The sequence below is a fragment of the Vibrio hepatarius genome, assembly GCF_001274785.1.
Classification (GTDB): Bacteria; Pseudomonadota; Gammaproteobacteria; order Enterobacterales; family Vibrionaceae; genus Vibrio; species Vibrio hepatarius.
Genome location: NZ_LHPI01000003.1, coordinates 94,342 through 119,950 on the forward strand (window position 1 = coordinate 94,342; position 25,609 = coordinate 119,950).

Genomic DNA, 25,609 nt, shown 5'->3' on the forward strand with positions numbered 1-25,609 from the left:
AGAATTCCTTAGGCGGAAGTGATTGCAATTAAGCCATAACCAATCAGCACAGTGAAAATGATGCCGGTAACGGTAAGAGCAAATTTTAGATCGCGTTCCATAGATACCTCCTAAAATATGTAACAAAGTAATAACACCACTGTGAAATATGTTCAAACTATGCCTTTTTTTTCTGCGTAATTATGGCGTTAGCATCACAATTAGTAGGTTTACTTTTTGTTTAGGGAAATGGACGATGAAATACCTCAGTAAAGCTGCTATTGCGCTTACCTTTTGTGGTTTGAGTTTATCGGTATCCGCACAAGTTTTTGTCACACCATGGTTCGGTTATACCGTTGGCGGAAGCGTCGAAAACCAAGAAGGTGAAGAGTTTGATTTAGAAGCCGCCGCGAACGTGGCACTCAGTATTGAAACCACCGTAGACAACGGCCGAGTTGGCTTTTTCTACGCTCGTCAGTCTAGCGATGTGGAAACCATCGATTCGGACTTGGACATCCATTACCTACACTTTCAAAGCAGCTTAGCGTTCCCTTTTAGTGAAAGAGCATCGTCTTATCTTGGTGTCGGTATTGGCGGCTCTTACATAGACGCCGACTGGGTTGACGACGAATGGGGATTTTCTGCTTCGATCATGGGTGGCGTTGAATATCGCCTTAGTGATTCTTTGTCACTCAACACTCAGTTGCGCTGGTTGGGCACCGCCGTTGATAACGACACACGCGGCGTATGCAACCTGCCGACCACTCACAGCGACGGCTGTATCATTCAATTTAAAACATCCTGGATGAATCAGTTCTCTGCCAACGCGGGTGTGACATGGAGATTCTAAAAAATAAGGCAGCGTCACTGCGCTGCCTTATTAGTATACCTTGTGCGGTACGAGCGTTGACTTAAAACGACATTGCTTTAAAACGAATAAGTTACGCCAAACGCCGCGCCGATTTGCAGTTCTGGGCCCGAGTATAAATCGAGCTCTGGGTGAACTTGACCGTACATATTCCAGCCTTGACTAAATTCCCAATCGACACCGAGAGGAATACGAGCACCAAATTCATCGTGGTCCCATTCACTCCAAGCGCCCGCGCCGACATACCAAGTAAACGGCGTGTCAGCGTTAAATTGACCTCGTGCGAAAATGTAATCAAACGCAGCGCCATCGTTACCCGCAGTGAAACGGTACTGATCATCGATCTCAAGCACTGCACTTAATCCTTGGTCCCAAGCCATACCCGCAGACAGTCCTTGTTCAGCAAAAGAGGAAAACGAACTAAGGGCAAACAGGGAACAAACAGCGGTAGGCACGATGATTTTCTTCATCTTAATCTCCTAAGACAATGCATATTTAAGATTCATAAAATTATCAGCACTTGTAAGAATAGGATGTCAGAACAAGGTTAACGTTTGAACAACATAAAATGAAACCACAAAGCTGAATAAACAAAAAGGAGGCGCTTGGCCTCCTTTTGTTATCGTGGGGAATGAATGAGATTAGCCGTGGTTACGAATCCACTCATCCATTTCTGTCTTAAGGTTGTCAGACTTAGTACCAAAGATAGCTTGAACACCACCTGATACTACAACTACGCCTGCCGCACCTAGTTTCTTAAGCTTGTCTTGGTCAACTACTTCAGTATCTGCTACTGATACACGTAGACGAGTGATACAAGCATCTAGGTTAGTGATGTTAGCTTTGCCACCGAATGCCGCAACGAGTTCGCCCGCCATTTCGCTGCCTTCTGCAACACTTTCGTCTGAGCTCTCGTCTTCACGACCTGGAGTTTTTAGGTTCATAGTGCGGATAACGAAAGTGAATACTACGTAGTAAAGTACAGCGTAAGCGATACCAAGACCAACTAGAAGTAGCATGTTCTCTGCACGTGGTGATTGAACTACGAAGTCAATGAAACCGTTTGAGAACGTGTGGCCGTGTACAACGCCTAGAGCGTTAGTTAGTACGTAAGCTAGACCTGCAAGTACCGCGTGGATTGCGTAAAGTACAGGAGCAATAAATAGGAATGAGAATTCGATTGGCTCTGTGATACCTGTTAGGAATGAAGTCAGAGCTGCAGAAGCCATGATACCCATTACTTTCGCGCGGTTTTCAGGTTTAGCACAATGCGCGATTGCAAATGCTGCTGCTGGTAGACCGAACATCTTGAATAGGTAACCACCAGCTAGCTGACCGAAACCGTTACCCGCTGCGCGAGAAGCGTCGTCAGCAGTTAGGAAACAAGTCATGATGCCGTGTACAGTTTCACCATTACCGTTTACACAAGTACCCGCTTCGTAGAAGAATGGTACGTTCCAAATGTGGTGTAGACCGAATGGGATCAGTGAACGTTCAACAACACCGTAGATACCGAATGCTGCTACTGGGTTTTGATGTGCAGCCCAGTCAGAGAAAGAACGGATTAGATCACCCACTGGTGGCCAAATGAATGACAATACAACACCAAGGATAATAGATAGGAAACCAGTGATGATTGGCACTGCACGCTTACCAGCGAAGAAGCCAAGGTAATCTGGTAGCTGAATCTTGTAGAAACGGTTGAATGACCAAGCTGCCACACCACCCGCTAAGATACCACCTAGTACACCAGTATCGATTTTGTCTGCACCCATTGCTGTCGCCATTACTTTTAGCGTAGCAACCATGATGCCGTAACCAACGATAGCTGATAGACCTGATACACCATCATTGTTAGTAAAACCAAGGGCAACACCTACTGCAAATAGAAGTGCCATTTGGCCGAATACAGAACCACCCGCTTGTTCCATCAGATTCGAGACGATTTCCGGTAGCCAACTGAAGTTAGCGGCACCGACACCAAGCAAGATACCTGCAACAGGTAGGACCGATACTGGAAGCATCAGTGCCTTACCTACTTTCTGCAGGTTAGCAAAAGCGTTCTTAAACATGTTTATGCTCCTGAAAAGTTTATTAGAATTATTGGGTTCTAACGGCACACCCCCGTAGCCTAAATGTTAGCACCCAGCAAAAATGTAACCACATATGTCATTATATTTTCCGGCTCTAAATATATATTGATGCTGAACAGTGTTACTAGAGACTTACGGAATTAAATTTCAAACTAGTAGATAGATCACAGTAAAAGCCTATTGATGAAATGCTTTACAAACACATTAACACACTGTTTTTATTACATAAATATTTCAACCGCATTAATTTTTAGGAGTAAATAAAATAAAGTCGATTGTTATTTTGTGTAACAAAATTACATTTTGACGATATTATCCTCTCGTTTACAACATTTTTGGTAAACAAGACTAAGAAATCGTTTACATCCAAAATTGAGACATGAAAAAAGGAGCTTTCGCTCCTTTTACATCCAATGTTTAGTTTCTATCTCAAAAAAAGATTTCGGAAGTTTTGAGTGGTTTGTATGCCGACCTCACCTAAAGAAACCCCTTTAAGCTGAGCAATATAGGATGCGACCTCTACCACGTAAGCAGGTTGGTTCTGTTTGCCGCGGTGTGGCACTGGTGCCAAGTATGGTGAATCGGTTTCGATTAACAATCTCTCTAGCGGCAATGCCTTAACCACTTCTTTTAATTCTGTCGCTTGACGGAAGGTGACAATCCCTGAGATCGAGATATAAAAACCCAGCTCCATTGCCGCTTCGGCAAAAGGTAAGTCTTCGGTAAAGCAGTGGATCACGCCACCACACTTATCTGCCCCGCCCTGCTTTAAGATATCCAACGTATCTTGTCTCGCGTTACGGGTATGGATAATCAAAGGCTTGTTTAGATTCACCGCCAAATCAACTTGCTGCTCAAAGCGCAGCTTTTGCAGTTCCGCCGTTTCAGGTTGGTAATGGTAATCGAGGCCAGTCTCACCGATCGCGACGACTCGAGGGTTAGCGGCGTATTGGTGTAGCTTCTCAAGAGAAAAATCGCTCTCTACATCCAATGGGTGAACCCCACAAGAAGCGTAGATGTTCTCATAAGGCTCAATCATCTCAAGCATGGAAGGAAAAGAGTCTAAAGTCACACCAACAGACAGCATTTCAGTGACGTTGACCGCTTTTGCTTTAGCGATAACGTCTTCAATCCCATTATGTAACTCTTGATAATCCAGTTTGTCCAAATGGCAGTGAGAATCTACAAACATGTTTCCTCGTTAAACTTAAATAACCAATCTAAAATAAGCAGTTCGCTGTTCAATCCGGTGTGCTCACGCAGTTGCTCTATCAACGAGCCAAGTGCTTCGGCCTGCTCGTACAACTTGGTATAGCTCACCACCGCCGCTAATTTTGCTGCACCCGGTGTAAAGAATGGCGCATCAACACCAAAATGCACTTTCTGCGCATCGGACAACAAATACCATAACCAAGCTAAGCGCTCGGCTGGTTTTGCCGATAGCTCTTTGGCGAGCTTCATCACATCACCTTGACCAACTACGGCTTGCAGCAACTGTTGCTCTATCGCTTGATACGTGTCCGCTTCGCCCTCTTTGGCAAATGCGAGCGTTTTTAGTGGCGAGTTGTTGTTAATATGCGCGGCGTAAGGTGGCACAGAGACTGAATCCTGCTGTGCAATCCACTCGCTGATGGTTGCTGAATTAGGTGCGGCTAAGGTCCATTGCTGACAACGGCTGGTAATGGTTGGCAGAAGCAAACTAGGACGATGAGTCACCAACAAGAACATACAGTTCGAAGACGGCTCTTCAAGTGTTTTTAACAATGCGTTGGCGGCAGATTCATTCATCGCTTCCGCAGGTTGAATCACAAATAGACGCACACCAGCCAGTTGAGATGACTCTTGCGCTTGGCGATTACAGTGGCGAATTTGTTCTACGGTGATCGATTTGCCTTCTTTCTCCGGTTCGACAATGTGGTAGTCGGGATGACTACCAGAATTCATCAGCTGACAGCTGTGACAGAAACCACAGGCTTCGCTGGCGTAGTTGCTACACATCACCGCTCGACTGAATGCGTCTACCAACTGCTCATGCCCTAAACCATAGTCGGCAGTCAGAATCGCCGAGTTAGAGAAGCGCCCAGCGTCTAAGCTGTCTCGCCACTCTTGCCATAACTCGTCTAACCAAGGATAAAGCTGAGCCATAATTACGCTTCCAACCAAGACTCTAAAGCAGTTTTGATATCAGACGCCACTTGCTCAATCGCTTGTTCAGCATTAATGATAAGCACGCTGTCGTCCTGATTTGCTAATTCTAGGTAACGTTCACGGGTACGGTCAAAGAAGCCCATGTCCATCTTCTCGATACGATCTAACTCACCGCGCCCACGTGCGCGCTCCAACCCAACTCTTGGGTCGATGTCCAAGTACAGCGTCAAGTCCGGTTTAAAATCGCCCAACGTAGTTTGTTTCAGCGCTTGCATCGTCTCTCTAGCGATTTGACGACCACCGCCTTGATAAGCCTGAGATGACATATCGTGGCGATCTCCAACCACCCAAGTACCGCTGTTTAGTGCCGGTTTGATAACATTTTCAACCAATTGAACACGCGCTGCGTACATCAGCAGCAGCTCGGTCATATCTTGCAGCTCTTCGCCTTCGTGTTCTTGCTTCACTAACTCTCGTAGCTTTTCCGCTAACGCTGTACCACCCGGCTCGCGAGTATTACGAATATTCTCGATGCCCGCTTGCTTAAGGGTTTCTAACACAGCGTTGATAGCCGTACTTTTACCGGCCCCTTCCAGACCTTCTATAACGATGAATTTAGCTTGTTTCATTGGTTACTTCTTAATTGTTTTAAATAGGCTCTTACCGCGCGATTGTGCTCATTCAATGTTTTTGAGAACACGTGCCCCCCTTTACCACTGGCAACAAAATACAAGTAGTTGCTAGCTTCTGGGTTTAGGGCAGCTGCGATCGATGCTTCACCCGGCATCGCAATCGGGGTTGGCGGTAAGCCAGAAATCACATAGGTATTGTAAGGCGTTGGGGTACGTAAGTCTTTCTTACGGATATTGCCGTCGTACTTGTCACCCATGCCATAAATCACCGTCGGGTCAGTTTGCAAGCGCATACGCTTGTTCAGGCGATTGACAAACACCGATGCAACTCGCTCGCGCTCTTCTTCGACAGCGGTTTCTTTTTCAATTATCGATGCCAGAATCAACGCTTCGTAGGGTGTCTTCAGCGGTAACTTGTCTTGGCGGGTTTGCCATTGTTGGTCGAGTACCTGCTGAAGCTTTTGCGCGGCACGCTTTAGGATATCCAGATCCGAGGTACCAAAGGTGTAATGATAGGTCTCTGCCAGCAAAAGGCCTTCCAGCTTCTCATGCTCAATACCCAGCAACTTGGCGATCTCAGCTTCACTCAGTCCGCTAATCTCGTGCTCTAGATGAGAGGCATTCACTAACGCTTCGCGCCATTCTTTAAATGTAGAACCTTCCACAAAGGTAATCGAGAACTGGTGCTCTTTACCTTGCTTGAACACTTCCAGTGCTTGAGTCAGGTTCAGACCCGGTTCTAATAAGTAAGTGCCTGCTTTGAGCTGAGTCAGCTCTGGATGTAAGCGTCTAACCAGTTTGGCAATATCGCTTTGGGCAATGTATTGCTCTTCTGTCAGATCCGCGAGTACGCGAGAAAAACTGGTACCAGGCTTGATAGTAAAGATTTGCTCTTGCTCGATTTGCAAAGGCTGGGTGATGTACTGTTCGACTTGCTTGGTAATGTAGATATAACCTGCCGCAGCGATCAGTGCGACCAAGGCTAAGAAAAAGGTGATCTTTTTAATCACGAGAGTACAGTCTCCTGAATTGTTCTTGTTAGTTTTCCTATCGAAAAGCGCTGCTCGCCGATCGCAATAATCGGGGCGACCCCAAGTATTGAATTTGAGATGAACACTTCATCGGCATTGAGTAACTGTTCGAGCGTAAACTGCCCTTCCACCACTTGCCATGAATGTTCTGCGGCGTAAGACATAATGACGCGGCGCATCACACCGGCCACTCCCGCATGACTCAACTCAGGGGTGTACAAAACGCCATCGCGAAGCCAAAAGATATTCGCCATCGTGGTTTCAACCACATGGTCTTGGCAGTCAAGAGCGACACCGTCGCTAAAGCCCTGACGTTCAATATCCGCTTTCAGCAGCACTTGCTCTAAACGATTGTTATGCTTATGGCCTGCGAGTAACGGGTTCAGACCCAGTCGAGGCTCGCAGATGCCGAGTTCGATACCGTCACGGCACCATTGTTCATAATGAGACGGAAATTGAAAGGCGCTAATAGTAACATTTGGTGAGGTCACTTGAGTAGGACTATATCCTCTGCCCCCCTCTCCTCGACTGATATGTAGCTTAACACCCGCTTTGCCTTTCGAGCGTATAGCTTGAGTCAACCAAGCTTCAACGGTGTGCCAATTTGGGATCTCGATTCCTAACACATTCAGACAACTTTCCATCCGCTGAATATGTTTGTCCCAATGCACTATTTTGCCGTCGATGGTCAACATGGTAGTGAAGCAACCATCGCCGTATTGAAACGAGCGATCGCTCAGAGAGACAGAGTCGGTTAATTGTCCATTTAGCCAATACACTTTTATTTCCACTTTAGATAACAAAACGGCTTAATGCCGGAGCATTAAGCCGTTTTAACATATTTCGTAGCTGGACTCTTTAGATCTTTTTAAATACTAGCGAGCCGTTTGTACCACCAAAGCCAAATGAGTTACAGATTGCGTACTCCATATCAACTTTCTTAGCGGTGTGCGGTACAAGGTCGATGTCATCAAGACCTTCGTCACGGTTGTCTAAGTTGATCGTTGGTGGAACGATTTGGTCAACAAGAGACATTACAGTGATGATAGCTTCAACAGAACCTGCTGCACCTAGTAGGTGACCGGTCATAGATTTGGTTGAAGATACTTTCACTTGTTTCGCGCCTTCTTCACCTAGAGCACGACGTACGCCTTTAATCTCAGCTACGTCACCCGCTGGTGTAGAAGTACCGTGAGCGTTTACGTAACCCACTTGAGTACCAGTAATGCCTGCATCACGCATCGCCGCTTCCATCGCTAGTGCGCCACCTGAACCATCTTCGCTTGGCGAAGTCATGTGGTAAGCGTCACCAGACATGCCGAAGCCAACTAGCTCAGCATAGATCTTAGCGCCACGAGCTTTTGCATGCTCGTACTCTTCAAGAACCATGATGCCTGCACCGTCACCTAGAACAAAACCGTCACGGTCTTTGTCCCATGGACGAGATGCTTTTTGTGGCTCATCGTTGCGAGTTGAAAGTGCTTTTGCTGCACCGAAGCCAGCCATACCCAGTGGAGTAGATGCTTTTTCAGAACCACCGGCAACCATTGCGTCCGCATCGCCGTATGCGATCATACGAGCTGCGTGACCAATGTTATGAAGACCTGTCGTACACGCCGTCGAGATCGCGATGTTTGGACCGCGAAGACCACGCATAATAGATAAGTTACCTGCAACCATGTTTACGATGGTTGACGGTACGAAGAATGGGCTAACTTTACGAGGGCCTTTATCAACAAGCGCAGTGTGGCCTGTTTCAATAAGATCTAAACCGCCGATACCTGAGCCAATCGCTACGCCAACACGAGGGGCGTTTTCTTCGGTAATTTGTAAGCCAGAGTCATCTAAAGCTTGAATACCTGCTGCAATGCCGTATTGGATAAATAGATCCATTTTACGAGCATCTTTTTTCGACATGTACTCAGTGCAATCAAAGTCTTTTACAAGACCTGCGAAACGAGTAGAGAAGTTTTCAGTATCGAAATGGTCAATATTTACAATACCACTTTGACCTTCTAGCAGGGCTTTCCAAGATGATTCTACAGTGTTGCCTACCGGTGACAACATACCCATGCCAGTGACAACAACACGACGCTTGGACACGATTTTATTCTCCGGGATTGAAATGATTCTATGAGAGGATAGAAGAGTTTAAAAAACTCAGGCGGCCAGAAGGCCGCCTGGGGGAGATATTACTGAGCGCTGTTCACGTAGTCGATAGCAGCTTGAACAGTAGTGATCTTCTCAGCTTCTTCGTCTGGGATCTCAGTGTCGAATTCTTCTTCTAGAGCCATTACTAGTTCAACAGTGTCTAGAGAATCAGCACCTAGATCATCAACGAATGAAGCTTCGTTTTTAACTTCAGCTTCGTCTACACCTAGCTGTTCAACAATGATTTTCTTTACGCGTTCTTCGATGTTGCTCATTTTTTCTTTTCCTTTACAGATTTCGCCTAATGCGATGATTCCGTAGTTTATTCGAACTATTGAAAGTTGCAAGGGGCTCCTTGCTGGTCAAACCACAATTTTAGCGAATTTAACCGAAATTCAATACATTTTTGACCTATATCATGCACAAATGTTGCGCAAGTTAATGTCATTTATCACCAAATATAGGACATTTTAGTGACAATCCCTAACAAGATTGATGACATTATAAGTGAATTGACCAATTATGCAGATATTTGGGCGCACCTTCACGAAAAATTGCACCAATTCTGCCTAATAAGCCAATTACACCATGTACATACCACCATTTACATGCAAAGTTTCGCCTGTAATGTATGCCGCTTCTGGTGAAGCTAGGAATACAACAGCCGATGCAATTTCACGTGGGTCACCAAGACGACCTGCTGGAACGTTTGCCAATGTTGCCGCACGTTGGTCGTCATTTAGCGCTTTAGTCATGTCAGTTTCGATGAAACCTGGCGCTACTGTGTTAACCGTTACACCACGAGAAGCCACTTCACGCGCCATTGATTTAGTAAAACCAATAACACCCGCTTTTGCTGCTGCGTAGTTTGCTTGACCAGCGTTACCCATAGTACCAACAACTGAACCAACGTTAATGATACGACCTGCACGTTTTTTCATCATGCCACGCAATACTGCTTTAGACATGCGGTAAATAGGTGTCAGGTTCGTGTTGATGATGTCGTTCCACTCATCATCTTTCATACGCATTAGAAGGTTATCGCGCGTGATACCTGCGTTGTTCACTAGGATATCGATAGCACCAAACTCATCGTTGATGGTTTTTAGCGTCGCTTCAATTGACTCAACGTCTGTTACGTTCAGTGCTAGGCCTTTACCGTTTTCGCCTAGGTACTCACTGATTGCAGCAGCGCCGCCTTCTGATGTCGCAGTACCGATTACTGTCGCGCCACGCTCAACAAGAAGCTCAGCGATAGCACGACCGATGCCGCGGCTTGCGCCAGTTACTAGGGCAATTTTGCCTTCTAGATTCATCATGATTGTTGTTCCTTAAAGTTTACTTAGCAGCGTCTAGTGAAGCGATGTCGTTCACTGCCGCGCCACTTAGTGTCTTCACAATACGTTTAGTTAGGCCAGTTAATACTTTACCTGGACCAAGCTCTAGTAGTTTCTCAACGCCTTGCTCGCTCATTAGCTGAACGCTCTCAGTCCAACGAACTGGGCTGTATAGTTGACGTACTAGCGCATCTTTAATTTTTGCTGGGTCTGTTTCAGCAGCAACGTCTACGTTGTTGATAACAGGCAGCTGAGGTGCATTGAATTGAATCTCTTCAAGTGCAATAGCAAGCTTGTCTGCAGCTGGCTTCATTAGTGCGCAGTGAGACGGTACAGAAACAGGCAATGGCAGAGCACGTTTCGCGCCCGCTTCTTTACATAGTGCACCCGCACGCTCTACTGCATCTTTGCTACCCGCGATAACCACTTGGCCTGGCGAGTTGAAGTTGACTGGAGAAACCACATCACCCTGCGCAGCTTCTTCACACGCTTTTGCGATCGCGTCATCGTCAAGACCGATGATTGCGTACATTGCGCCTGTACCTGCTGGTACTGCTTCTTGCATTAGTCGACCACGTAGTTCTACCAGTTTGATCGCTTCTTTGAAGTCGATAACGCCAGCACATACAAGTGCTGAGTACTCACCTAGGCTGTGACCTGCTAGGTTTGCTGGTTGTTCTAGACCTAGCTCTTGCCATACACGCCAAATAGCAACAGAAGATGCAAGCAGAGCTGGTTGAGTGCGGAATGTTTGGTTTAGATCTTCAGCAGGGCCATCTTGAACCAATGCCCAAAGATCGTAACCTAGTGCGTCAGACGCTTCCGCGAAAGTTTGTTTAACGACTTCATACTGTTCGCCAAGCTCAGCAAGCATGCCTACAGCTTGAGAACCTTGACCTGGAAATACGATAGCAAACTTGCTCATATACTTTTCCTTTAACCAAAGTAAGAAAGAAAAGATGCCTCAAAAGGCACCTTAATTTTAAAATTCTGTTGGGTTTAGAACTTAACTAGTGCAGAACCCCAAGTGAAACCACCACCGAATGCTTCCAGCAGAAGATTCTGACCGCGTTTAATACGGCCGTCACGTACCGCTTCATCAAGTGCCGTCGGTACCGTCGCTGCCGACGTGTTACCGTGCCTATCCAGCGTTATCACCACTTGATCAAGAGACATCGACAGTTTTTTCGCCGTCGCTGAAATAATGCGGTAGTTTGCTTGATGCGGAACTAACCAATCGAGTTCAGATTTGTGCATGTCGTTTGCTGCTAGCGTATCTTTAACTAGCTTCGACAATTGCGTTACCGCGACCTTGAATACTTCGTTTCCTGCCATGTGAAGCCATTTGTCGGCATCTTTACCGCGCTCAGGCACTTCTAGGCTTAATAGCTCACCGAAACGGCCATCTGAATAGATGTGAGTCGATAAAATACCAGGCTCTTCGCTTGCGCCTACGACAACCGCACCCGCGCCATCACCAAATAGAATGATAGTCGAACGGTCCGTTGGGTCACATGTTTTTGACAATGCATCAGCGCCAATCACAAGCACGTTTTTACACATGCCCGATTTGATGTGCTGGTCTGCTACTGAAAGAGCGTAGACAAAGCCAGAACAAGCCGCCGCCAAATCAAATGCTGGGCAGCCTTTGATCTCAAGCTTAGCTTGCACCTGACACGCAGATGAAGGGAACGTATGGCTACCGCTGGTCGTTGCCACAATGATCAGATCGATATCGTTCTTATCAATACCCGCCATTTCAATAGCGTTTTTAGCTGCGATATACCCCATATCTGCAACGGTTTCATTCTCAGCAGCAATGCGACGTTCTTTAATACCTGTGCGAGTTACGATCCACTCATCACTTGTATCTACCATTTTCTCTAGATCTGCGTTAGTACGCACCTGAGATGGCAGGTAGCTGCCAGTACCTAAAATTTTGCTATACATGAAGACTAATAGTGCCTCTCGAGTAAAACCGCTTCCAAACGATCGCTAATACGGCTTGGTACTTGTCGTTTGACCTCGTGCAGAGCTTCACCAATCGCGTTGGTAACCGCTTCTACGTCAGCGCTTCCGTGGCTTTTTATGACAATGCCGCGCAATCCTAGCAAACTTGCGCCGTTATACTGGTCGGGGTTCAATGTTTTTAGCTCATTAAATAGCCCAGAAAATAATTTTCTTGCAATCCAACCCTTTATAGATGAGGAGATCATGCTTGATTTCAGCTTATCTATGAAAAGCTGGGCTGTACCTTCACAGGCTTTTAAGCACACATTACCCACAAACCCATCACAGACTACAACATCTGCGGCATCGTGTAATAACTGATTACCTTCAATATAGCCGACAAAGTTAACAGATTGGGTGCTAGAAAGCATTTCTGCGCAGCGCTTGACAAGATCATTGCCTTTTATTTCTTCCGCGCCAATATTGAGAATCGCGACTCTAGGCGGGCGTTGCAAGTATTGTTCTGCAAGCGCACTCCCCATCACAGCAAACTGGAATAACGAGTCAGCATCACTGGACACATTCGCGCCCAAATCAAGCATCCAAGTCTTATTTCCTGAAATCGTCGGCAGTGCTGATATCAGTGCTGGTCTTTCAATCCCCGGTAGGAGCTTAAGACGAAAACGAGATAGCGCCATCAATGCACCGGTATTACCGCCACTGACACAAGCGTCTGCTTTGCCCTGTGCTACAGCATCAATCGCTGAGCCCATAGATGTGCCGTTACTGTTTCTTAATGCGAGAGAAGGTTTTTCTGAGTTGGAGATCACTCGGTCACAGTGTTCAATACTCAAGCGAGTATCTGGCTTACAACCAAGGATAGATAATTGAGTTGTGATCGCAGTTTGATCACCTAATAGGACCACTTTTAGCTCTGGGAAATGCGACAGTGCCTGCACGGCGGCAGGCACTGTAACGCGAGGACCGAAATCCCCGCCCATTGCATCAAGTGCAACGGTTATATTTTGCAAAGGTCAACCTTACTTGTTGATAACCTTCTTGCCGCGGTAGTAACCTTCAGCAGTCACGTTGTGACGTAGGTGAGTTTCACCTGAAGTTGCGTCAACAGAAAGTGCAGCTGTAGTTAGGGCATCGTGTGAACGACGCATACCACGCTTAGAACGTGTTTTACGGTTTTTCTGTACGGCCATGGACCCTACTCCTGTGTTAATCCTTAAAGAATTACTTCTTTAAGCTTTTTAAAACGTCGAATGGATTCGGTTTCTCTTCCACAACTTCTTCGGGAAGTTCGCCAAACACCATATTATCTGAATTAACGCTACAGTCCGCTTCATCATGCATCGCAATTTGAGGCAAGTTTAGAATGAACTCGTCTTCAACCAACTGTACTAGGTCGATTTCACCGTACTCGTTCGGATCTACCAAATCGTACTCTTCCGGTGCGTCTTCTTCACTTTTTTCGCTGTAATATGGCGTATAAGTGAATTCGACTTCACACTCATGTGTGAAAACCTCGTTACAGCGTTGACACTCTAAATCAACTTCGATGTTAGCTTTACCAGAGATAACAACGAGTCGCTGTTCATCCAACCCAAATGACAATGACACTTGAGCGTCGCGTTTAACGCCTTCGACCGATTCCTCTAAGCGCTTAAAAAGACTAACTTGAATGATACCATCAAAATCAAGTCGCTTTTGAGCCGCTCTTGCCGGATCAACCGTTCGCGGTATTTTTACCTTTTGCATAGGGCGCGAATTCTATCTTCCAAATTGTTTAGAGTCAAAGGAAAAGGACAAAAAGTTGTACTTTTTTTCCTTACCACTGAGAGAGGTAGGCACTCCACCACCAGATCGATTAAGCTAATGCCAATCGACCTTTGATTGTAAATAAAAATGCCAAATTACCAACTAGTTTTAGCGTCTACCTCGCCTTATCGTAAGCAGCTGCTCAATAAACTAGCACTTCCCTTTATCACTTTGTCGCCGCAATGCGATGAAACACCTTTAGAGCACGAAACACCTCTCGCATTGGTTGAACGCCTAGCGAAAGGCAAAGCGGAGTCTTGCCCAACCGATAAACCAAGTTTGGTGATTGGTAGTGACCAAGTTTGCGTGATTGACGGTGAAATCATCGGCAAACCGCTCAACAAGCAAAACGCAATCAAACAACTCAGCTCACAAAGCAGCAAATCGATTCAGTTTTACACCGGACTCGCGCTACACAACACAGAAACTGGCGAAACTGATGTCAAAGTGGATACCTTTTCGGTTCACTTCCGCTCACTCAGCCAACAGCAGATTGAACGCTATGTAGATAAAGAGCAGCCCTATTACTGCGCAGGCAGTTTCAAAAGTGAAGGTTTAGGCATTGCGCTGTTTGAAAGGCTTGAAGGAAAAGATCCCAACACCTTGGTCGGCTTACCACTGATTGACCTTGTCGATATGCTCGAAAAGCAAGGGATGCACGTGCTTTAAAAATAAAACGCCGCGATAGTGTCGCGGCGTTTTTGTAGGTCGTTGCCCTAACCTAGCTTTAACCTTGCTTTCTCAGCCCAGCTAAGGTCTTTTCAAGTTTGGCTTCCATCGGCGCATTAATTTCCATCCACTCGTCTGTCGCTGGGTGGATAAACTTGATGTTAGCCGCATGAAGGAACAGTCGATCGAGGCCTAACTTACCCGTATAGGCGTCAAAACGTCTGTCGCCATAGCGGTCATCCCAAGCGATCGGGTGGCCAGTGTATTGAGTGTGTACGCGAATTTGGTGAGTTCGACCAGTAATCGGGCTCGCCTGAACTAAGGTCGCTTCAGCAAACTTCTCAATTATCTTAAAGCGGGTTTCCGACGGCTTACCCTGCGGATTAACACGCACAATGCTGTTTACTTCATTTTTCAACAGCGGCGCATTCACCACTTTGCAACTGCTCTTCCACTGCCCCATCACTAACGCGAAGTAAAACTTCTTAACCGTTTTCTCACGAAATTGAGCTTGCAGGTGACGCAGTGCCGAGCGCTTCTTAGCGACGAGCAAGATACCCGATGTATCGCGGTCAATGCGGTGCACCAACTCTAGGAAGCGCGCTTGTGGACGCAACGCACGCAAAGCTTCAATCGCACCGAACTTCAAACCACTACCACCGTGTACAGCAGTTCCTGATGGCTTATTCAGGATCAAGACGTGATCATCTTCGTAGATGATTTTATCTTCCAGTTCTGCCACTTTATTTAACTTAGTGCTTGGCGCGACTTCTTCTGCTTTCTCCTCGATTGTAACCGGAGGGATACGGACTAAGTCACCCGCCTGAAGTTTGTATTCGGCTTTCACGCGCTTCTTATTTACACGCACTTCCCCTTTACGCAAGATACGATACACCATGCTTTTAGGGATGCTTTTCAATTGGTTACGCAGAAAATTATCAATTCGCTGGCCAGCCATATCGTCATCGATATCAACAAACTGGACTTTTGTTCTAATTTCGCTCATGTCGCCATTCTAACATTCAACCTTGCGTAGAATCACATTTTCTACGCAACAAGCTGGCAATTTTATCTTTAAGAGTGAGTTTCTGTTCAACTACGAACAAAATTCAATCAACTCATTTACTAATTCGAAATAAAGCTTTTCTAAACACTTAAAATACAGTCACTTAACAAAAATAAAATTGGATTTTTTAGCGTTTTATAATAAAGCAGATTGCTGACTTTATTGGGTACTGCTATAGTTCTCACCTGCAATATTTGATTTGGTTGCATTTTAAACAAAGCCAATCAATTTAGAGCAAATTAATGAGTAGCCCGCTAATTTACCAAAATGCAGCACACGGCGTAAGACATTTTCGAACTTAGCAATCTTGTTGCCCTACTCATGATGCGAATGCCATTGATCTGATGATCAATCAATTGCGCAGTAAAATTATCGACCACACAGCGTAAATTGCAGCTAACTAGTTACTCTAATTGCATGATTCATTACGCCGCAATCGATAACTTTAACTAGCAAGACTGAACAACTCGTCGATGACATTGGCATTAACTTTCATGTTGAGTATTTTCCGCCATCATTGCGGCTTACAAGCCTAAAACAGCTTGTAAGGCTGACGTGCCCAAAGAGCATCCCTCCAGCCGGGAGGCTGCACCGAAATAAGCCATGGGATCAGGCACCGTGAAAGTAACCAGCGGCAACAAGCAAAAACACAGAATGACAACGAGATTTATCAATGAAAAGAATGTTAATCAACGCAACTCAAAAAGAAGAGTTGCGTGTTGCTTTGGTTGATGGTCAGCGCTTGTACGATTTGGATATCGAAAGCCCTGGTCATGAATCTAAAAAAGCAAATATCTACAAAGGACGTATCACTCGCATCGAACCAAGTCTGGAAGCAGCCTTCGTTGACTACGGTGCAGAACGACACGGTTTCCTTCCCCTCAAAGAAATTGCCCGCGAATACTTCCCTGAAGGTTACACTTATCAAGGCCGTCCAAGCATTAAAGAAGTGCTAACTGAAGGTCAAGAAGTCATCGTACAAGTAGAGAAAGAAGAACGTGGCAGCAAAGGCGCTGCTTTAACGACTTTTATCTCTCTTGCAGGTAGTTATCTTGTTCTTATGCCTAATAACCCTCGTGCTGGCGGTATTTCTCGCCGAATCGAAGGTGACGAGCGTACTCAACTTAAAGCTGCACTGAGCACTTTAGAACTGCCACAAGGCATGGGTCTGATTGTTCGTACAGCTGGCGTTGGTAAGAGCGCAGAAGAACTTGAGTGGGATTTAAACGTACTCCTAAACCACTGGGGTGCTATCAAACAGGCATCTGATGCCAACCCAGCACCATTCCTAATTCACCAAGAAAGTAACGTAATTGTACGTGCAATTCGTGATTATTTGCGTCGTGATATCGGCGAAATTCTTATCGATAGCAACACAATCTATGAACGCGCTCTTGACCACATTCGCCTAGTACGCCCTGATTTCGTTAACCGAGTGAAGAAGTACGAAGGCGAAGTACCGCTGTTCAGCCACTACCAAATTGAAAGCCAGATCGAATCTGCGTTCCAACGCGAAGTTCGTCTACCTTCAGGTGGTTCAATCGTTATCGACCCAACTGAGGCGCTAACGTCTATCGATATCAACTCTGCTCGTGCAACAAAGGGCGGCGATATCGAAGAAACAGCACTAAATACCAACTTAGAAGCAGCAGATGAAATTGCACGTCAATTACGCCTGCGTGACCTAGGTGGCCTAGTGGTTATCGACTTTATCGATATGACACCAGTACGCCACCAGCGTGAAGTTGAAAACCGTCTGCGTGATGCTGTCCGTATGGACCGTGCTCGCGTACAGATTGGTCGTATCTCTCGCTTTGGTCTATTAGAGATGTCTCGTCAGCGCCTAAGCCCTTCATTGGCTGAAGCAAGCCACCATATTTGTCCTCGCTGTACAGGTACTGGTGTGGTTCGTGACAACGAATCTCTTGCGCTTTCTGTACTTCGTCTGATTGAAGAAGAAGCGCTGAAAGACAACACTGCACAAGTACTTGCGGTAGTGCCGGTGCCAATCGCATCTTACCTTCTGAACGAAAAACGTCGCTCTGTGAACCACATTGAACGTATTCAAGAAGTGAAGATCACGGTTGTACCTAATTCAGATATGGAAACTCCTCACTTCGACGTTATTCGTGTGCGCGAAGGTGAAGAGTTCGACCTACTCTCTTACTTGTTACCTAAGAAACTGGAAGCAATGAAAGAGGCGGAAGGTCGTGAAGCGCCTGAAGCTGAAGCGAAACCTAAGAAACTGGAAGAACCAGCGCTAAAAGGTTTTGCCGCTCCTGCGCAGTCTGCTCCAACACCAAAACCAGCACCAAAAGTTGAGAAGAAAGTTGAAACCACTGAATCTCAGCCAGGTCTGGTAAGCCGTTTGTTTAAAGCACTAGGTAGCTTCCTATTTGGCTCTAGCTCTGATTCTTCTAAAGAAGAAGAGAAACAGAATAAGCCAGAGAAGAAAGAAGGCCAACGCAACAACCGCAACCGTCGCAACCGTAACGACCAACGTCGTCGTAACTCTCGCGATAACCGCAACGAGAACCGTGATGAGAAGCGCGATAACAAGCGTAAACCTCAACAACGTGATCGTGACGAAGCTGCGACTGACAACAAGCAAACGAACGAGCGTAAACAACAAAACCGTAAGCCTAAGCAAGAGCGTCGCAACAAACGTGACGATGCGAAAGCAAGTAAGGTCGCGGAAGAAGGTCTAAAACTAGCAGCTGACGCGCAACAGACGGAAAAACCAAACCGTGCTGAAGAGAAAGCAGCGAAAGTGAAAGAGCGTCGTCAACGTCGTAAGCTGACGAAGCAAGTTCGCGTTAAAGACCAACAAGCTCAAGCGGAAGCGCAAGAAGTTGCGAAAGAAGCTAAAGCAGAAGCCGTTGCAGAATCGACAGAGCAAAACGTTGATACAGAAGCACAAGAAGGTGAACAATCGAAGCAACGTCGTAACCGTCGTTCTCCTCGTCACCTACGTGCAAGTGGTCAACGTCGTCGCCGTGGTCGTGACCGTCGCCCTAACCCATTCCGCCTACGTAAAGGTGGTGTAGCCTCTCCAGAGATGGCGATGGGTAAAGTGATGCCAAGTTACGGTATTACTAAACCAGCGCCTAAGTCGAAACCTAAAGCAGAACAAGCAGCTGTTGAACAAACAGAAACTAAAGTTGCATTTGGTGGTTTCGCTTGCCCTGAGATGGCGATGGGTAAAGTGATCATTCGCCGCGAACAGCCAGTGGTTGAAGCGGTAGAAACTGAAGTGACAACGCCTGCAGTTGAAGTAGCACAACAACCTACTGAAACAGTCGAAGCACCAGTGGTTGCACCTGTTGAAACTGTTGAAACCGCAGAGGTAGTGGAAGCTGCTGAAGAGATCGTTACTGAAGCAACACCAGTTGAAGAACTAGCAGCGGTTGAAGCTGTTGTTGAACAAGTTGAGGAAACCGTGGTTGAAGCAGCGAAGCCAGAATTCAAAGGCCAAGCTTCAGCACCGATGACCAAGGCATCAGGTTCAGCAGAGATGAAAGAAATCACTGTCGTCGCCGCTCCATTCCGCGAAGAACGTTACCAGCCGAAAGGTGCAGGTAGCCAAGTCGCGAAGAGCCAAGCTGGCGCTGCAATGACGAAGCCTCAAGGTTTCTAATCTAAGCAGAAAATGAAAGCAGCCCCTCTTGTTAGGGGCTGCTTTTTTATTGGCGAAATATTTGTGCTTCATTCATTTATCACAAATATTGGTCAATATTTGGTTCATTCTTGAACTTAATCACACTTTTCGGTAGCATTCGCCGACTCGATCTGAAACAAACGCTTTGTTTTATCCGCTCTTTTATATCGCATTTTTGCTCATGGAATTTCAGGGCCGTTTTTCAGAATACATTTAAATACTTAGCAAAACTGAGCAAGCATGTTTGAATTTCCACAATTTTCTAAGCACTCTGTAAAAAATGATGTGCTTTCAGGTCTAACCGTTGCACTCGCATTGGTTCCTGAAGCGGTAGCATTCGCCTTCGTCGCTGGCGTCGACCCTATGGTTGGCCTATACGCGGCTTTCATTGTTGGTCTTGTCACTTCTATTTTCGGCGGTCGCCCAGGCATGATTTCTGGTGCAACAGGCGCTATGGCTGTTGTTATGGTATCGCTGGTTGCGAGCCACGGCGTTCAATACCTATTCGCAGCAATCATGCTGGCGGGTATCTTGCAGATTGCAGCGGGCATATTCAAACTGGGTAAATTCATTCGCATCGTGCCACACCCAGTAATGATCGGCTTTGTAAACGGTCTAGCGATCGTTATCTTCCTTGCTCAGCTAGGACAGTTTAAAGCCCCTGACATCAATGGCATGCTTACTTGGCTACCTCAAGACCAAATGATGCTGATGCTAGGTCTTGTTGCTCTGACAATGGCAATCATCCACTTTTTACCTAAGTTCACTACCGCAGTGCCATCATCACTGGTTGCGATTGTGACTGTCACTGCACTGGTTGTGGGTCTAGACCTTGAAACACGCACGGTTGTCGACTTCTTGCGTACTATGTCTGGCGATGAAGCGGCAACGCTTGCTGGCTCACTGCCAACGTTCTCTATTCCAGCAGTACCGCTATCACTAGAGACACTGCAAATCATTCTGCCTTACGCGATCATTCTTGCGGCAATCGGCTTGATTGAGTCACTACTAACGCTGACGGTTCTAGACGAGATGACTAACACTCGTGGTCAGTCTAACCGCGAATGTATCGGTCAAGGCATGGCGAACATGACTTGTTCGGTATTTGGCGCTATGGGTGGTTGTGCGATGATCGGTCAATCGATGATCAACGTAAACTCAGGCGGCCGTGGCCGTTTGTCAGGTATCGTTGCAGCAGTAATGCTACTGATGTTCATCCTATTTGCTTCAGCGCTAATTGAGATGATTCCACTAGCAGCACTGGTTGGTGTGATGTTTATGGTTGTTATCGGCACCTTCGAATGGGCAACATTCAAACTGGCGCGCCGCGTACCAAAGCAAGACTTCTTTGTAATCGTATTGGTAACCGTAGTAACGGTTATGACTGACCTTGCTATTGCAGTATTTGTTGGTGTTATCGCATCGGCATTGATGTTCGCATGGCAACACGCGAAGCACATCTATGCAGATACGCGTATCAATGAAGAAGGTTCAAAAGAATACAGAATCCACGGCCCAGTATTCTTTGGTTCGGTGGCAAACTTCCTAGAGATTTTTGATGCTCAAAATGATCCAGCAGACGTTATTGTCGACTTCGCCGATTCGCGCGTAACCGATCACTCTGCAATTGAAGCGATCGAAACTCTCGCCGAGCGCTACGCCGCTCAAGGTAAAACTCTGCATTTACGCCACTTGAGCCAAGACTGTCGCGCACTGCTACACAAAGCGGGCAGCTTAGTTGAAATCAACGTCAAAGAAGACCCAAGCTACAAAGTTGCAACTGACGTACTGGCTGGTTAATCTTTGATTGAAGAAAAGGGCTTCCAAATGGAAGCCCTTTTTTTGTTATTGGCTTAATGCGACGATTTCGTCTGGCTTTAGTGCAACACGAATCGTCGAACCGTTTGCATAGTGTTGTGCTCCCCGCAAATGTGGGTCATCCACCATTAGCATCTCGCCACCTACATCGATACCGTAGCGCACCAAATGACCTAAAAATTCTCGGTGCATCACTTTACCTTCTAGCTGTATCGTCCCCTCCTCTGCTGCGCCGTGACAAATGCCCAGACTTTGCGGACGGAAGATAAGCGACAAGTCTTGTTGCTCTTTTGCTGCATACGGGAAATGGATGCCATTATCAGAAACAAAGTGACTGCCATACGGTGTTTTTTCAACGTGGCCGTTCAGTACGTTCGCCGTACCTAAGAAATCCGCGACAAACTTGTTCGATGGGTTGTCATACAATTCCATCGGCGCACCGACTTGTTGGATAACCCCTTGATCCAATACCGCAATACGATCAGAGATGGTATTCGCTTCCTCTTGGTCGTGGGTAACGAAAATCGTCGTAAGTCCAAGTTGTCGTTGCAGTTCGAGTAAATCTCGACGCATCTGCTCTCGTAAGTTCGCATCCAAATTAGACAGCGGTTCATCGAGAAGCAGTACTCGCGGTTCAACCACCACGGTACGCGCAATCGCGACACGCTGTTGCTGACCACCTGATAACTGCGACGGCCTACGATCCGCCAGATGATGCAACCCCACCAGATTGAGTGCGTCATCAACTCGGCGTTTAATCTCTGGTTTTGCTACTTTGCGCTCTTCTAAACCGTAGGCGACGTTTTGTCTTACAGTCATATGTGGCCACAACGCGTAGCTCTGGAACACCATACCGACATTGCGCTTCCAAGGCGGCTGTGAAATAACGTCTTCTTTGCCAAGCAGAATCCTACCCTGTGGTGTGGGGCCAAAACCTGCAATGGCGCGAAGCAAAGTCGATTTGCCCGACCCCGAAGGTCCTAGAAAGGCAAAGAACTCACCGGGTTTGATATCGAGGTTCACGCCCTTTAACACTTCGGTGTCGCCAAAAGACAGAGTTAAATTCTCAATTGAGATGCCTACTTGCTCTGTATTTACTAAACTCATTTTCAAATCCTTCTGTTACTGACTTTTCAGGCCGTGCGCCTGACGCGTACGTTCAACAATTGTGTGAGAAACATAAGTCGCAAGCCCGACAATAAGAACCGCGATAACGCCCAATGCGGCACCAGGACCTCGCCCTGCTGCACTCTGCATAAACAGGTACAAGCCGTACGCCAATGGCGCGTCTGATTCTTGTGATACCAGCATGATGGTCGCCGACAGCTCAACCGCTGCGGTGGCAAACGCGGTAACAAAACCTGCGAGAATCCCGGCTGCCATTAATGGCACGACGATTTTTCGAATCGTGGTCGCACGCGTTGCACCTAAATTCTCTGATGCTTCTTCAAGTGATGGGCTCACTTGCTGCAGCGCCGCGACGCACGAGCGCAGTGCGTAAGGAAGACGCCTTACCGCAAGTGCAATCACGATGATGCCCCACCACGTTGCCATGGAAGATCCAACGAACGGTAAATCAACGTCGTAGAATGTACGTAGATAGCCGATACCCAATACCACGCCAGGCACCGCCAACGCCGCCATAGCGCCAAAGTCCAGCCATTTGCGACCAACCATTTTGGTTCGCCACACGAGGTAAGCAATCGCAGTACCCAGCACTACATCAATAATGCCTGCCAGACCCGCATACAATAACGTATTGGTAATAAAATCAGATGCTTGAGTAATCGCCGTCGAGTAGTGTTCTAGGGTGTAAGCATCCGGCAGTGGACTGAAAGACCAGATAGTACCAAACGACAACAGTAGCAACGCGAAGTGCGGCGCTAGAACCAGCAGTAAGATCAGAGCGATAACCGCGTAGCAACCCACCATTTCAGCTGGTCGCAGTTCACGTTTGGAAAGACCACCACCACCTTTTTGTGTCGTCGAGTAATCTTTACCTCGCAAAGCAAGGAATGATACCCACAACGCGAACACAGAGAATGCGACTAAGATGACCGAAATAACGTAGCCCATCGGGTCAGAAATACCGACAGACGAAATACGTAGGTAGGCTTGTGGTGCAAGCATGTTGTTAACGTTGAGCAGTAATGGTGTACCCAAGTCATCAAACACTTTAACGAACACCAACGAAGCGCCCGCAACATAACCCGGCATTGCTAACGGCAGTACAATCTTGCGGAACAGTTTGATGCCCGATGAACCCAATGACTGCGCAGACTCTTCCATCGAACGGTCGATGTTTTGCAGCGCTGCAGATAAGTTGATCAGGATAAACGGGAAATAGTGGACACTCTGAACGAAGATGACCCCGTTCAACCCTTCCATAATCGGAATAGTGAAGCCGAAATACTCATCGAGCAGCAGGTTCATGGTGCCGTTCTCACCAAACAATAACTGCATCGCAACCGCGCCGATAAACGGTGGCATGATCAACGGCACGATACCCAGCGTTTGGATAAGCACCGTCCCTTTAAACTGAAAACGGCTGGTGAAATACGCCAGTGGCATAGCGATAATCGACGCAACGATCACTGACATAAAAGCGACGTAAAACGAGTTGAAGAATGATTCTTGGAACAGACTCGAACTAAAGAAGTCCTGAAAGTTAACTAACGATAGACTGCCTTCGCTGTCCTGAAAGGCAACGAAAATCACCTTAATCACAGGGACGAACAGGAATATCAGAATGAACAAACCGATAATCACAGCGCTGAGGTAAAGTCCCCAGTCTTCTCTGATTTTCTTTAACCAGCCGCTATTTTCCTTGCCCGCGGTTTTACTCGATTGAGGTAGAGAAACGCTACTCATTGGAGTTCTCCATTATTCATGGTTAAAAAGCCCCCTAGAGCGCCGCAAATCGCGGCACTCTACGTTAAGAAGGGGGAAGAAGGAGGATTACAAAATATCGAGCGCTTTTTCTGCTAACTCAGTCGCCTGCTCATAATTTGCCACGACTTTGTTGTCCCAATCTTGTTCGACTTCAGCTTGGCGAGCGCCAACACTGTCGGTCTTTTTCTTACGTTTTTTGGTGAAGATCGCCGCAAACTCAGGATCGCTAGCTTGTTCGGCCGTGATTGGCATTTGATTGATTAACGCCTTCGCTTGACTGACTAATTCCAATGCTTCTGAGTTATTGGCTTGTTTCGCTTTTTGCTCAGCTTCGGCGATAGCATTGGTGGCTTCTCGTAACTCATCCAAACGGTAGGTGATCATCACATCAAACAAACTGTTCACAACGTTGTAGCGCGACTTAGACAGTTCAAGGTCAAAGTCCACAGTACCGAGTTTTTGACCCGTGAATGGATTCGGGAAGCCTTCAGGCGTACTTGCATACACCGCAGGGTTTACAGGAAGACGTTGAATCTTTTTATCGAGCAGCAACTCTTGCCCTTGCTCAGAGAGTAAGAAGTCGATAAACGCGCTCGCGGCTTCGTCATTTGGCGCATTTTTGATTTTGCCGACGTTAGCCGGAACCAGAGCCGTCACGGTTGGGTAATGGAAGTCCACCGGGAAACCTGTTGCTTTGGAAGATAGACCGAAGAAGTCGATCACAATACCCAAACCAAATGAACCACTGTTTACGCCATCTGGCACACCAAAGCTACGCTCTGTAACGGTTTTAAAGTTACCTGAGATCGATTTCAGCGTCGCCCAACCTTCTTGCCAACCTTTACCTTGCAGAATTGCTTCAACGGTTAGGTGCGTGGTACCTGAGCGCGACGGTGCCGACATACCAATATGTTTGTGGTAAATCGGGTTTTCTAGATCTTCCCACTCTTTTGGTATCGGCAGCTTCTTCGCTTTCATGTAACGCTCATTCCACATGATGCCATAGCCTGACAGTGCAAATCCCTTGTAGTAGCCGTCAGGATCATTGATTGGGAAAGAGCCGACTTTGTCAGGAATGCCCGCCACTGACGAGGTATATTGTGCGAGGAGTTGGTTATCTTTTAGGACTTCAAACGCATCTGGTGCTGATGCCCAAAAGATATCAGATTTGTTGTTCGAAGCCGTTTCTTGTAGGTATTTAATCCCTGCGGTGGTCTTCTTCGACAGGATTTCTACTTTGACTTCAGGGTACTTTTTCTCAAATGCCGTTTTGTAGACATCTGTAACGTCGGTTGGGAATGACGTTACTACAACCAGATTTTTATCAGACATTGCAAACGCAGAGCTAGTGCCTAGCGCGAAACTCACGGCCAGCGTCAGAGAGAGTAGTTTATTTCCTTGTTTCATGTTGCACTCCGTATTGTTGTAGAGGTAAAGAGCTCAGACTCTTCCTCTAGATAAATCAAACGGCGTGCCAATGTTATAAAAAT

24 protein-coding genes are annotated in these 25,609 nt (G+C 46.7%); 4 read left to right on the forward strand and 20 right to left on the reverse strand.

Going from position 1 to position 25,609, the window contains the following annotated elements:
• Positions 1 to 8: 8 nt before the first annotated feature.
• Entirely contained in the window at positions 9 to 101 is a 93-nt protein-coding gene (cydH, locus tag AKJ31_RS22975; protein WP_157052321.1) for a cytochrome bd-I oxidase subunit CydH, read from the reverse strand.
• A 134-nt stretch (positions 102 to 235) separates the two neighbouring features.
• On the opposite strand from cydH, the gene AKJ31_RS05765 reads away from it, so the two are divergent.
• A complete protein-coding gene (locus AKJ31_RS05765; protein ID WP_053408154.1) occupies positions 236 to 829 on the forward strand; it encodes an outer membrane protein in 594 nt (197 codons plus the stop codon).
• 77 nt (positions 830 to 906) lie between these two features.
• On the opposite strand, the gene AKJ31_RS05770 is transcribed toward AKJ31_RS05765, so the two are convergent.
• The 15 genes from AKJ31_RS05770 to yceD all read right to left on the reverse strand — a co-directional run bounded on the left by AKJ31_RS05770 (position 907) and on the right by yceD (position 13,956).
• Entirely contained in the window at positions 907 to 1,317 is a 411-nt protein-coding gene (locus AKJ31_RS05770) for a hypothetical protein (protein ID WP_053408155.1), read from the reverse strand.
• Between the two features lie 171 nt (positions 1,318 to 1,488).
• The gene (gene ptsG / locus AKJ31_RS05775; RefSeq protein ID WP_053408156.1) at positions 1,489 to 2,919 is read right to left on the reverse strand and encodes a PTS glucose transporter subunit IIBC; all 1,431 of its coding nucleotides are present in this window, start codon (positions 2,917 to 2,919) and stop codon (positions 1,489 to 1,491) included.
• A gap of 445 nt (positions 2,920 to 3,364) precedes the next feature.
• Positions 3,365 to 4,132 (reverse strand): TatD family hydrolase, encoded by a 768-nt coding sequence (locus AKJ31_RS05780; protein ID WP_053408157.1) that lies wholly within the window; start codon positions 4,130 to 4,132, stop codon positions 3,365 to 3,367.
• Positions 4,123 to 5,085, reverse strand: coding sequence for a DNA polymerase III subunit delta' (locus AKJ31_RS05785; RefSeq protein ID WP_053408158.1), 963 nt, complete (start codon positions 5,083 to 5,085; stop codon positions 4,123 to 4,125). The genes AKJ31_RS05780 and AKJ31_RS05785 overlap by 10 nt, the downstream gene beginning before the upstream one ends.
• Positions 5,086 to 5,087: 2 nt before the next feature.
• Complete coding sequence (tmk, locus tag AKJ31_RS05790) at positions 5,088 to 5,717, reverse strand: dTMP kinase (RefSeq protein WP_053408159.1); 630 nt, start codon at positions 5,715 to 5,717, stop codon at positions 5,088 to 5,090.
• Positions 5,714 to 6,730 carry an endolytic transglycosylase MltG gene (gene mltG / locus AKJ31_RS05795; RefSeq protein WP_053408160.1) on the reverse strand — a complete coding sequence of 339 codons (1,017 nt, stop codon included), beginning with the start codon at positions 6,728 to 6,730 and terminating at the stop codon, positions 5,714 to 5,716. The genes tmk and mltG overlap by 4 nt, the downstream gene beginning before the upstream one ends.
• Positions 6,727 to 7,530 carry an aminodeoxychorismate lyase gene (gene pabC / locus AKJ31_RS05800; protein WP_053408161.1) on the reverse strand — a complete coding sequence of 268 codons (804 nt, stop codon included), beginning with the start codon at positions 7,528 to 7,530 and terminating at the stop codon, positions 6,727 to 6,729. Before pabC ends, mltG begins: the two co-directional genes overlap by 4 nt.
• Positions 7,531 to 7,609: 79 nt before the next feature.
• Positions 7,610 to 8,854, reverse strand: a complete 1,245-nt coding sequence (gene fabF, locus AKJ31_RS05805; protein ID WP_053408162.1) for a beta-ketoacyl-ACP synthase II — start codon at positions 8,852 to 8,854, stop codon at positions 7,610 to 7,612.
• An 89-nt stretch (positions 8,855 to 8,943) separates the two neighbouring features.
• A complete protein-coding gene (acpP, locus tag AKJ31_RS05810) occupies positions 8,944 to 9,177 on the reverse strand; it encodes an acyl carrier protein (protein WP_004406112.1) in 234 nt (77 codons plus the stop codon).
• Between the two features lie 306 nt (positions 9,178 to 9,483).
• Positions 9,484 to 10,218: a 3-oxoacyl-ACP reductase FabG gene (fabG, locus tag AKJ31_RS05815; protein ID WP_053408339.1), complete on the reverse strand. Its 735-nt coding sequence runs from the start codon at positions 10,216 to 10,218 to the stop codon at positions 9,484 to 9,486.
• 22 nt (positions 10,219 to 10,240) lie between these two features.
• Positions 10,241 to 11,164, reverse strand: coding sequence for an ACP S-malonyltransferase (gene fabD / locus AKJ31_RS05820; RefSeq protein WP_053408163.1), 924 nt, complete (start codon positions 11,162 to 11,164; stop codon positions 10,241 to 10,243).
• A 74-nt stretch (positions 11,165 to 11,238) separates the two neighbouring features.
• Positions 11,239 to 12,189, reverse strand: coding sequence for a beta-ketoacyl-ACP synthase III (locus AKJ31_RS05825; RefSeq protein WP_053408164.1), 951 nt, complete (start codon positions 12,187 to 12,189; stop codon positions 11,239 to 11,241).
• 5 nt (positions 12,190 to 12,194) lie between these two features.
• Positions 12,195 to 13,220 carry a phosphate acyltransferase PlsX gene (plsX, locus tag AKJ31_RS05830; RefSeq protein ID WP_053408165.1) on the reverse strand — a complete coding sequence of 342 codons (1,026 nt, stop codon included), beginning with the start codon at positions 13,218 to 13,220 and terminating at the stop codon, positions 12,195 to 12,197.
• Positions 13,221 to 13,229: 9 nt separating this feature from the next.
• Positions 13,230 to 13,400 carry a 50S ribosomal protein L32 gene (gene rpmF, locus AKJ31_RS05835; protein ID WP_014232495.1) on the reverse strand — a complete coding sequence of 57 codons (171 nt, stop codon included), beginning with the start codon at positions 13,398 to 13,400 and terminating at the stop codon, positions 13,230 to 13,232.
• Between the two features lie 31 nt (positions 13,401 to 13,431).
• The gene (gene yceD / locus AKJ31_RS05840) at positions 13,432 to 13,956 is read right to left on the reverse strand and encodes a 23S rRNA accumulation protein YceD (RefSeq protein ID WP_053408166.1); all 525 of its coding nucleotides are present in this window, start codon (positions 13,954 to 13,956) and stop codon (positions 13,432 to 13,434) included.
• Between the two features lie 147 nt (positions 13,957 to 14,103).
• Here yceD and AKJ31_RS05845 point away from each other — a divergent pair, with 147 nt between their 5' ends.
• Positions 14,104 to 14,685 (forward strand): Maf family protein, encoded by a 582-nt coding sequence (locus AKJ31_RS05845; protein WP_053408167.1) that lies wholly within the window; start codon positions 14,104 to 14,106, stop codon positions 14,683 to 14,685.
• A gap of 58 nt (positions 14,686 to 14,743) precedes the next feature.
• Here AKJ31_RS05845 and rluC read toward each other — a convergent pair whose 3' ends face one another.
• Positions 14,744 to 15,691, reverse strand: coding sequence for a 23S rRNA pseudouridine(955/2504/2580) synthase RluC (gene rluC / locus AKJ31_RS05850; protein ID WP_053408168.1), 948 nt, complete (start codon positions 15,689 to 15,691; stop codon positions 14,744 to 14,746).
• A 733-nt stretch (positions 15,692 to 16,424) separates the two neighbouring features.
• Here rluC and rne point away from each other — a divergent pair.
• Together rne and AKJ31_RS05860 are read left to right on the forward strand one after the other, a co-directional pair.
• Positions 16,425 to 19,388 carry a ribonuclease E gene (rne, locus tag AKJ31_RS05855; RefSeq protein ID WP_053408169.1) on the forward strand — a complete coding sequence of 988 codons (2,964 nt, stop codon included), beginning with the start codon at positions 16,425 to 16,427 and terminating at the stop codon, positions 19,386 to 19,388.
• Positions 19,389 to 19,649: 261 nt separating this feature from the next.
• Entirely contained in the window at positions 19,650 to 21,209 is a 1,560-nt protein-coding gene (locus AKJ31_RS05860; protein WP_053408170.1) for a SulP family inorganic anion transporter, read from the forward strand.
• A gap of 45 nt (positions 21,210 to 21,254) precedes the next feature.
• Here AKJ31_RS05860 and AKJ31_RS05865 read toward each other — a convergent pair whose 3' ends face one another.
• From AKJ31_RS05865 to AKJ31_RS05875, 3 genes are all read right to left on the reverse strand, one after another.
• Complete coding sequence (locus AKJ31_RS05865) at positions 21,255 to 22,334, reverse strand: ABC transporter ATP-binding protein (RefSeq protein WP_053408171.1); 1,080 nt, start codon at positions 22,332 to 22,334, stop codon at positions 21,255 to 21,257.
• A gap of 15 nt (positions 22,335 to 22,349) precedes the next feature.
• Positions 22,350 to 24,098 carry an ABC transporter permease gene (locus tag AKJ31_RS05870; RefSeq protein WP_053408172.1) on the reverse strand — a complete coding sequence of 583 codons (1,749 nt, stop codon included), beginning with the start codon at positions 24,096 to 24,098 and terminating at the stop codon, positions 22,350 to 22,352.
• Positions 24,099 to 24,185: 87 nt separating this feature from the next.
• On the reverse strand, positions 24,186 to 25,526 hold the full coding sequence (locus AKJ31_RS05875) for an ABC transporter substrate-binding protein (RefSeq protein WP_053408173.1): 1,341 nt from the start codon (positions 25,524 to 25,526) through the stop codon (positions 24,186 to 24,188).
• Positions 25,527 to 25,609: the final 83 nt, after the last annotated feature.